The following is an 8,527-nucleotide window of genomic DNA, read 5'->3' on the forward strand; positions in this document are numbered from 1 at the left end:
GAATTTGAAATGAGCAAAAAGTTACATATCAAAAAAGGCGACATGGTGATTGTGAACGCCGGTGATGACAAAGGTCAGCAAGGACGGGTACTGGATGTTATCTTTGACAAGAAGAAAAATCGTGTCCGTGCGATAGTAGAAGGTGTGAATATGGTCACCAAACACACCAAACCTAATGCAAAGAATACCAATGGTGGTTTCGTAGAAAAGGAAGCTCCCATACATATTTCTAATTTAAACCATATCGATCCGAAAGAAAAGAAAGCAACCCGTATCGGCCGTCGCCGGGATGGGGATAAAGTGGTTCGTTATGCAAAAAAATCAGGGGAGGAACTTAAATAATGAAAAAGTATATTCCTACATATAAAACAAAATATCAGAAGGAAGTTGTTCCTGCTCTGATGAAAGAGTTTGGTTATACCAGTGTAATGCAGGTTCCTAAAATTGAGAAAATCATTATCAATCAGGGAGTAGGCCGTCATTCGGTAGCAGATAAGAAGATCATTGATACTTCTATCACCGAATTGTCTGCTATTGCAGGACAAAAAGCAGTAGCAACTGTTTCCCGTAAAGATATCTCAAACTTCAAGCTTCGTAAAGGAGTTCCTGTTGGAGTTCGTGTTACTTTACGCAGTGGTAAGATGTATGAATTTCTTGAACGTCTGATCTCAGTATCTCTTCCCCGTATCCGCGACTTCAAGGGAATATCCGGTAAGTTGGATGGGAAAGGAAATTATAGCTTAGGTATTTCCGAACAGATCATCTTTCCTGAGATTGACATTGACAAAGTAACCAAAATACTTGGTGTGGAAATAACATTCGTTACTACAGCAAGAACTGATGAAGAGGGTTATGCTTTGTTACGTGAGTATGGTTTACCTTTTAAAAACGCAAAAAAGAATTAAGATATGGCTAAAGAATCAATGAAAGCGCGTGAAGTTAAACGTGCAAAAATGGTGGCCAGATATGCTGAAAAACGTGCGAAGCTGAAAGCAGAAGGAGATTTTCAGAAGTTGGCAACTTTGCCGAGGAATTCAAGTACGGTAAGATTACATAACCGTTGTCTGCTGACAGGTCGTCCTAAAGGCTATATGCGTCAGTTTGGTGTAAGCCGTATTGTTTTTCGTGAAATGGCTTCCAAGGGGTTAATACCCGGTGTAAAAAAAGCAAGTTGGTAAAATTTATTTAAGCTTAGATGTATTTGTCTGAAAACCGGAATAACATTTAGCTTGCTTGATATAAATACAGGAACCCCTTGACGGGGTTTTTGTATTTTTTTATAAATGTAAATAAGATCAAATTCTATTACTTAGACTTTATCAAACTTATAACGTAATCCTATAATACCGGAATTTAATGAATTGGTTAGAGGCACTTATATTAGGGATTGTTCAAGGATTAACAGAATTTCTGCCGGTCAGCAGCAGCGGTCATCTGGAAATTGGCGCTGCATTGCTGAATGTTCAGGTGACCAATAACCTGACTTTTACGGTTGCTGTTCATGTAGCTACCGTTTTGAGTACAATTGTAGTACTGCGAAAAGAAATCATGGATCTGTTACGTGGATTATTTAAATTTGAATGGAATGACCAAACCCAGTTTATTGTTAAATTAATTGTTTCTGCTATTCCTGTTGGTATCGTCGGTTTATTTTTTAAGGATGTCGTGGAAGGTTTTTTCTCCGATAGTTTGATGCTGGTAGGTTCTATGTTATTACTCACAGCAGGATTGTTGACATTTGCCTATTATGCAAAGCCACGTCAGAAAGAAAAAATTTCTTTCTGGGATGCACTTATCATCGGTATTTCACAAGCATGTGCCGTTCTACCTGGTTTATCCCGCTCCGGGACCACAATCTCAACAGGGTTACTGCTGGGAAATAAGAAAGATGTGGTTGCCAAGTTTTCTTTCCTGATGGTATTGGCTCCTATTTTGGGGGAATGTTTTCTTGATTTGGTGAAAGGCGATTTTTCATCAGAAGTATCCGGTATTCCGACAGTCTCCTTGGTGATTGGTTTTCTTGCAGCTTTTGTTTCGGGATTTATTGCCTGTTCCTGGATGCTGAATCTTGTGAAAAAAGGTAAACTGATCTATTTTGCAATTTATTGTGCTATTGTCGGTACAGCTGTACTTATCTTTTTGGGATAATAAAGAATGCCTGAAGAAAAGCTCATTCCTCTGTTTGATCCTCAAATATCCGTTGCTGAAGATTTTATCAGCGGGCAGGTAATATTGATCGATAAACCATTAACGTGGACATCATTTGATGTAGTTCGTAAGTGTCGTAACCTGATTACCCATAAGTTGAAAATAAAGAAATTGAAGGTAGGTCATGCCGGAACACTTGATCCTTTAGCTACCGGACTAATGATTGTTTGTTCCGGAAAAGCAACCAAATGCATTTCGGAATGGATGGATATGGATAAGGAATATGTTGCCAGCATCGAATTCGGGCGGACAACTTTATCTTTTGATCTTGAAACGGAGACGAACGCCACCTTTCCATACGAGCACATTACCCGGGAATCATTGGAGCAGTCGTTGAAACAGTTTCTCGGTGAAATTCAACAAGTACCGCCATTATTTTCGGCAAAGAATTTGCAGGGAAAACGTGCCTACACTTTTGCAAGAAAAGGATCAGATATGGAATTACCTCCGAATACGGTTACCATCAGTAATCTGGAAATAATCCGATTTGAACTTCCGGTTGTAGAAATAAAGATGCGTTGCAGTAAGGGAACGTATGTAAGAGCTTTTGCCCGTGATATCGGCATTGCGAATCAAAGTGGGGCATGTCTGATCGGATTAAGAAGAACGGCCATCGGGGCTTTTAAAGTTGAAGATGCCATGCTTCCTAATTCTTTTGAAATGGAAATTTCAAAAATATAGTTGTAATCATTTAATTTCAAAGATACCTTTAATATGAGGCTTTCACAGTATAAATTTCATTTGCCACCCGATCTGATCGCTAAATTCCCTGCACCTAACAGGGACGAATCGCGGTTAATGGTGATCAATCGTCAGTACGATCACATTGAACATCGTACATTTAAAGATATTATTGATTATTTTAACGAAGGAGATGTTATGGTATTTAATGATACCAAGGTCTTTCCTGCACGTTTATATGGCAATAAGGAAAAAACAGGAGCGCAAATAGAAGTATTCCTGTTGCGTGAACTCAACAGAGAACAACGTTTATGGGATGTGTTAGTAGATCCCGCCAGAAAAATACGTATAGGAAATAAACTTTATTTCGGTGACAATGATACACTGGTTGCCGAGGTCATTGATAATACGACTTCCCGTGGGCGTACCCTTCGTTTTCTTTTCGACGGAGAATATGATGTATTTAAAAAGACCCTTTATTCCCTGGGACAAACTCCTCTTCCTAAATTTATAAAACGCGAAGTACTTCCTGAAGATAAAGATCGTTACCAAACGATTCTTGCAAAGCATGAAGGGGCTGTTGCTGCACCGTCTGCTGGCCTACACTTTAGTAGGGAATTATTAAAACGTTTCGAGATCAAAGGTATTGAGCGGACCGAGATCACATTGCACATGGGATTAGGTAATTTCCGGAGTGTGGATGTAGAGGATCTGACCAAACATAAAATGGATTCGGAACAGATGAACATTTCTGAAGCATCATCAGAAATTGTCAATAATGCAAAATTGAGAAGGTCTGAAGTATGCGCTGTCGGAACAACCGTATTACGTGCTTTGGAGAGTTCTGTCTCCACAAATGGAATGCTGAAGCCGGCCGACATCTGGACCAATAAATTTATTTTTCCACCTTATGAAATAAGTGTACCCACAAGCCTGGTTTCTAACTTCCATTTGCCCATGTCGACCATGATGATGATGGTATCGGCCTTTACAGGATATGACAGGTTGATGGATATATATGAGCTGGCAGTTAAGGAAAAATACAGATTCGGGTCTTATGGCGATGCCATGCTGGTACTGTAATAGATTTAGGGATATCTGATAAAACTTAAAATGGCGAAACTCAAGACCATATTTTATTGCAGGAATTGTGGGAATGAGTCTTCAAAGTGGATTGGCCGTTGTCCCGGATGTGGAGAATGGAATACCTATATCGAGGAACCGGTAGAAAAGAAGACAGCGAATCATCCGATTTACGAAACGACTGAGAGGACGAGACCGCAGAAGTTATCCGAAATATCAGCGGCAGTCCACCAACGGATCAATACCCACAATGAAGAATTAAACAGGGTCCTGGGAGGCGGTTTGGTCCCGGGATCTCTGGTATTGCTGGGAGGTGAGCCCGGTATCGGGAAATCGACTCTGGCGTTACAAGTTGCCTTAGAGCTACAAGGACAAAACGTATTATATGTTTCCGGAGAGGAAAGCCTTCAACAAATAAAATTAAGGGCTGAGCGCATCGGAAGGAAAGACAATGACTGTCTTTTCCTGAATGAGACTTCTTTGGAAAATATTCTGATGCATTGTAATGATAATAAACCGTCTTTACTATTTGTTGATTCTATCCAGACCATCAGTACCCAGAATATTGATTCCTCGGCAGGAAGTGTTTCCCAGGTAAGGGAATGTACCGCAGCATTGCTTAAATATGCCAAGGCTACCCATACCTCCATTATTTTGATAGGTCATATTACTAAAGACGGAATACTGGCCGGTCCTAAAATTCTGGAACATATTGTGGATGCTGTTCTTCAGTTTGAGGGTGACCACAATCATGTATACCGGATTCTCCGCTCTTTGAAGAACCGTTTCGGTTCGACTTCGGAATTAGGGATCTTTGAAATGCGGGGTAATGGACTTAGAGAGGTCAATAATCCTTCTGAAATGTTGATTACTACGAATGACGAAGGATTAAGCGGGATCGGGATCGGAGCCACAATTGATGGTATCAGGCCTTTTTTGATTGAAGTACAGGCTTTGGTTAGTTCTGCTGTTTACGGGACTCCCCAACGTTCCTGTACCGGTTTTGACGGCAGGCGGTTGAATATGTTGTTGGCTGTGTTGGAGAAACGTGCAGGGTTCAGTTTATCGGCGAAAGATGTATTCCTGAATATTGCCGGTGGGCTCAAGGTGGACGATCCTGCCATAGATATGGCTGTAATTGCTGCGATTATGTCATCTAATATTGATATGCCTATCAGTCATCAATATTGTTTTTCCGGTGAAGTAGGGCTTTCAGGAGAGATACGTCCGGTAAGTCGGATCGAGCAAAGAATACAGGAAGCACAAAAACTGGGATTTACTAAGATTTTTGTTGCAGGCGCCAATAAAAAAGGTATTGATGTTTCAGGGCTATCTATCCAGGTTGTTTTTGTCAGCAAAGTAGAACATTTATTCAAAGCATTGTTTGGGAAAAACTAATGTCAGCAGGCTATCTAAAACGGATCAGATGACCATCAAAGAAGCACAACAATTTGTAGATAAATGGATAAAAGAATATGGGGTGCGTTATTTCAACGAACTCACCAATATGGCTATTCTGGCTGAAGAAGTAGGGGAGGTGGCGCGAATTATCGCCCGGGATTATGGAGAACAATCATCCAAATCTTCTGATGATAAAAAATATCTGGCTGATGAGTTGGCTGATGTTTTATTTGTAGTGATTTGTCTTGCCAATCAGACAGGGATAGATTTGACGGAAGCACTGAAAAATAATTTTGAGAAAAAGACTGTACGGGATAAGGACAGGCATAAAAACAACAAAAAGCTTGTCCCCTAAATCTGATATAGAAGGATAATAGTTCTTACCTTCGATCTAATTTTAATATAAAAAATAAGAAGGGGATCAGTTGTAAGACAGCATTGATAAAAAACAAAAAGTTGCAAGATCCTTGCAACTTTTTGTGAAAACTTTTGTCGAGGGTTACCCCAAATAACTTTTTAATAATTTACTTCTGGATGTATGACGTAATCTACGGATGGCTTTTTCTTTGATCTGCCGTACCCGTTCTCTCGTTAATCCGAACTTTTCACCAATTTCTTCAAGTGTCATTTCTTGCACTCCAATACCAAAAAACAACTTAATGATATCCCGTTCCCGTTCGGTAAGTGTAGCCAAAGCGCGTTCAATTTCACGGATCAGCGATTCATTGATCAACGCCCTGTCAGCAACGGGAGAATCGTTATTGACCAATACATCCAGCAGGCTATTATCTTCACCTTCAATAAACGGAGCATCGACAGATACATGACGTCCCGAAACACGCATGGTATCAGCTATCTTTTCTTTGGTAATTTCCAGGACATCCGCTAACTCCTCTGCAGAAGGAATCCGTTCATTTTCCTGTTCAAATTTTGAAAATGCTTTGTTGATTTTATTCAATGAACCTACCTGATTCAAAGGTAAACGAACGATACGTGATTGTTCTGCCAAAGCCTGTAATATAGATTGCCTGATCCACCAAACGGCATAGGATATAAATTTAAAACCGCGCGTTTCATCAAACTTTTCGGCAGCTTTAATCAGTCCTAAGTTACCCTCATTGATCAAATCGGGCAAACTTAGTCCTTGATTCTGGTATTGTTTTGCGACAGAAACCACAAATCTGAGATTGGCTCTCGTTAGTTTTTCTAATGCTGTACGGTCGCCTTTTTTTATTCTCTGGGCTAATTCTACTTCTTCTTCTACAGTAATTAACTCTTCCTTGCCAATTTCCTGCAGGTATTTATCTAAAGAAGCACTTTCCCTGTTTGTGATTGATTTTGTGATTTTTAACTGTCTCATTCTATCTGAAAAATTTGTGCAAAATTACGTTAAATATATAACACGTCCAAAAACAAATTGTTTGATCAAATGATAAATTTATTATTTAGCAAAACCATAATAATCTATTTTACCATTCGGATAGATGCCGTCAATAATGATTCGTCCTCCCGGTTCTATTTTATTGAGGATAGACTGAAAATCAGAAATGGAACTGACTGGCTGATCATTTATTCTTGTAACGATGAACCCATTACGAACGCCTGCTTCTTTCAATTTACCATTCCCGACATCTGTTACTTTAATACCGGATCTGATCCGCAGAGTTCGTTTATCTCTATCATTTATCCCCTCAAATTTCGCGCCAAGAATACTTGATGAATCACCATTTGAAATTTGAGTGGTTTCTTCTATATTACGTAAAGTAACCTGAATTTGTTGTGTTTTTTTATTTCTTTCTATGGTGACATCAACATGATCATTTGGACGATACTTACTTAGCTGTTCCTGAAGCTGGGAAAAACTATTCACAGAAATTCCATTGATCGATTTGATGATATCGCCTTCTTTAATTCCTGCTGCAGCTGCACCTCCGGTTTCCATGACACTGGCTACATAAATTCCCTCAATCTTGTCCAACCCTTTTTCTTTGGCAAATTCAGCATCTATCTCTCTGGTACCGATACCCAACATGGCGCGTTGTACCACTCCGAACTCTTTCAGGTCAAGAATGACTTTTTGAACAATAGATACAGGAATAGCAAATGAATTTCCGGAAAAAGATCCTGTTTGGGAAGCAATGGCCGTATTGATCCCGACCAGTTCCCCTTTGGTGTTGACCAAAGCTCCTCCACTGTTTCCCGGATTTACTGCAGCATCAGTCTGGATGAAAGATTCAATACCCATTTGGGTCGAATTTGCCAGGATGCCTAGTTGGCGGGTTTTAGCACTGACGATTCCGGCTGTAACCGTAGATGTCAGGTTGTAAGGATTTCCGACTGCCAATACCCATTCACCTACACGTAATGCTTCAGAATCACCATAAGTAAGGTGCGGCAATCCGCTTTCTTCTATCTTTAACAGTGCAAGATCCGTTGTGGGGTCAGCGCCTACCAGTTTCGCGGTAAATACACGCTTATCATTGAGTGTTACCTCTATTTCATCGGCTTTATCAATGACATGGTTGTTGGTAATGATATATCCATCATCGGTAATAATGACTCCGGAACCGAATCCTTCGCGCGGAACCTGTCGTTGTTCGCGGTATCCGTAAAAGAAATCAAAAAAAGGATTTCCCGAACCACTATACATGTTCTGCATGGTCTTTACTTTTACGTGAACCACACAATTCACAGTACGCTCAGCAGCAAATGTAAAATCAGGGTAAGCCACATCGCGGGCATCCTGAGGTGTTAATGCGGCATAATAAACCGAAGGAGAAGATGATTGTCCCGAAAAAGCTTGATTTTCAGGATATCCTACAAGCCGCGCATAAATAAAAACAGCTGCTACTCCTCCGAGTAAAGCAATTCCTAATGAAAATAATAAATTCTTAAATTTCATACATTTCTTTCTTAATATTATTTAATAAAAAAGTTCGTTTGTAAAACAAACAGTCAATTTCCTGTAGTAACTTACCATACAAAAATAAAGCCGATTTTTTATTTTTATTACAACTTAACATATTTTAACGTGAGAAAGGACTAAATTAGCTCTATTGCTGATATATACGGAATGAATGGTGTGGAAATCCGACAATAAAAAATGATTTTTAGGAAAAAATCAACTATTTAAGTAATATAAAACAATTAATGT

At 39.6% G+C, this 8,527-nt stretch carries 10 protein-coding genes; 8 read left to right on the plus strand and 2 right to left on the minus strand.

Annotated features, from left to right (window positions below; genetic code table 11):
* Positions 1-9: 9 nt before the first annotated feature.
* From rplX to LBQ60_09185, 8 genes are all read left to right on the plus strand, one after another.
* Positions 10-342, plus strand: a complete 333-nt coding sequence (gene rplX, locus LBQ60_09150; protein MDR2038076.1) for a 50S ribosomal protein L24 — start codon at positions 10-12, stop codon at positions 340-342.
* Positions 342-905, plus strand: a complete 564-nt coding sequence (gene rplE / locus LBQ60_09155) for a 50S ribosomal protein L5 (GenBank protein ID MDR2038077.1) — start codon at positions 342-344, stop codon at positions 903-905. The genes rplX and rplE overlap by 1 nt, the downstream gene beginning before the upstream one ends.
* 3 nt (positions 906-908) lie before the next feature.
* Complete coding sequence (gene rpsN / locus LBQ60_09160; protein MDR2038078.1) at positions 909-1,178, plus strand: 30S ribosomal protein S14; 270 nt, start codon at positions 909-911, stop codon at positions 1,176-1,178.
* A 178-nt stretch (positions 1,179-1,356) separates the two neighbouring features.
* Positions 1,357-2,148 (plus strand): undecaprenyl-diphosphate phosphatase, encoded by a 792-nt coding sequence (locus tag LBQ60_09165; protein MDR2038079.1) that lies wholly within the window; start codon positions 1,357-1,359, stop codon positions 2,146-2,148.
* A gap of 6 nt (positions 2,149-2,154) precedes the next feature.
* Complete coding sequence (gene truB, locus LBQ60_09170) at positions 2,155-2,889, plus strand: tRNA pseudouridine(55) synthase TruB (protein MDR2038080.1); 735 nt, start codon at positions 2,155-2,157, stop codon at positions 2,887-2,889.
* Between the two features lie 33 nt (positions 2,890-2,922).
* Positions 2,923-3,972, plus strand: coding sequence for a tRNA preQ1(34) S-adenosylmethionine ribosyltransferase-isomerase QueA (gene queA / locus LBQ60_09175; GenBank protein ID MDR2038081.1), 1,050 nt, complete (start codon positions 2,923-2,925; stop codon positions 3,970-3,972).
* Positions 3,973-4,002: 30 nt separating this feature from the next.
* Positions 4,003-5,370, plus strand: a complete 1,368-nt coding sequence (gene radA / locus LBQ60_09180) for a DNA repair protein RadA (GenBank protein MDR2038082.1) — start codon at positions 4,003-4,005, stop codon at positions 5,368-5,370.
* 28 nt (positions 5,371-5,398) lie between these two features.
* Positions 5,399-5,728 carry a nucleotide pyrophosphohydrolase gene (locus LBQ60_09185; GenBank protein MDR2038083.1) on the plus strand — a complete coding sequence of 110 codons (330 nt, stop codon included), beginning with the start codon at positions 5,399-5,401 and terminating at the stop codon, positions 5,726-5,728.
* 144 nt (positions 5,729-5,872) lie between these two features.
* On the opposite strand, the gene LBQ60_09190 is transcribed toward LBQ60_09185, so the two are convergent.
* A complete protein-coding gene (locus LBQ60_09190; GenBank protein ID MDR2038084.1) occupies positions 5,873-6,733 on the minus strand; it encodes an RNA polymerase sigma factor RpoD/SigA in 861 nt (286 codons plus the stop codon).
* Positions 6,734-6,814: 81 nt separating this feature from the next.
* Complete coding sequence (locus LBQ60_09195) at positions 6,815-8,275, minus strand: Do family serine endopeptidase (protein ID MDR2038085.1); 1,461 nt, start codon at positions 8,273-8,275, stop codon at positions 6,815-6,817.
* Positions 8,276-8,527 lie beyond the last annotated feature (252 nt).

This window comes from Bacteroidales bacterium, from assembly GCA_031275285.1.
Taxonomy (GTDB): Bacteria; Bacteroidota; Bacteroidia; order Bacteroidales; family UBA4181; genus JAIRLS01.

Bases quoted from the DNA above. Each gene is read 5' to 3' on its own strand.
- rpsN (MDR2038078.1), top strand. From the start codon at position 909: ATGGCTAAAGAATCAATGAAAGCGCGTGAAGTTAAACGTGCAAAAATG.
- truB (MDR2038080.1), top strand. From the start codon at position 2,155: ATGCCTGAAGAAAAGCTCATTCCTCTGTTTGATCCTCAAATATCCGTT.
- rplX (MDR2038076.1), top strand. From the start codon at position 10: ATGAGCAAAAAGTTACATATCAAAAAAGGCGACATGGTGATTGTGAAC.
- LBQ60_09195 (MDR2038085.1), bottom strand. From the start codon at position 8,275: ATGAAATTTAAGAATTTATTATTTTCATTAGGAATTGCTTTACTCGGA.
- radA (MDR2038082.1), top strand. From the start codon at position 4,003: ATGGCGAAACTCAAGACCATATTTTATTGCAGGAATTGTGGGAATGAG.
- LBQ60_09165 (MDR2038079.1), top strand. From the start codon at position 1,357: ATGAATTGGTTAGAGGCACTTATATTAGGGATTGTTCAAGGATTAACA.
- LBQ60_09190 (MDR2038084.1), bottom strand. From the start codon at position 6,733: ATGAGACAGTTAAAAATCACAAAATCAATCACAAACAGGGAAAGTGCT.
- queA (MDR2038081.1), top strand. From the start codon at position 2,923: ATGAGGCTTTCACAGTATAAATTTCATTTGCCACCCGATCTGATCGCT.
- LBQ60_09185 (MDR2038083.1), top strand. From the start codon at position 5,399: ATGACCATCAAAGAAGCACAACAATTTGTAGATAAATGGATAAAAGAA.
- rplE (MDR2038077.1), top strand. From the start codon at position 342: ATGAAAAAGTATATTCCTACATATAAAACAAAATATCAGAAGGAAGTT.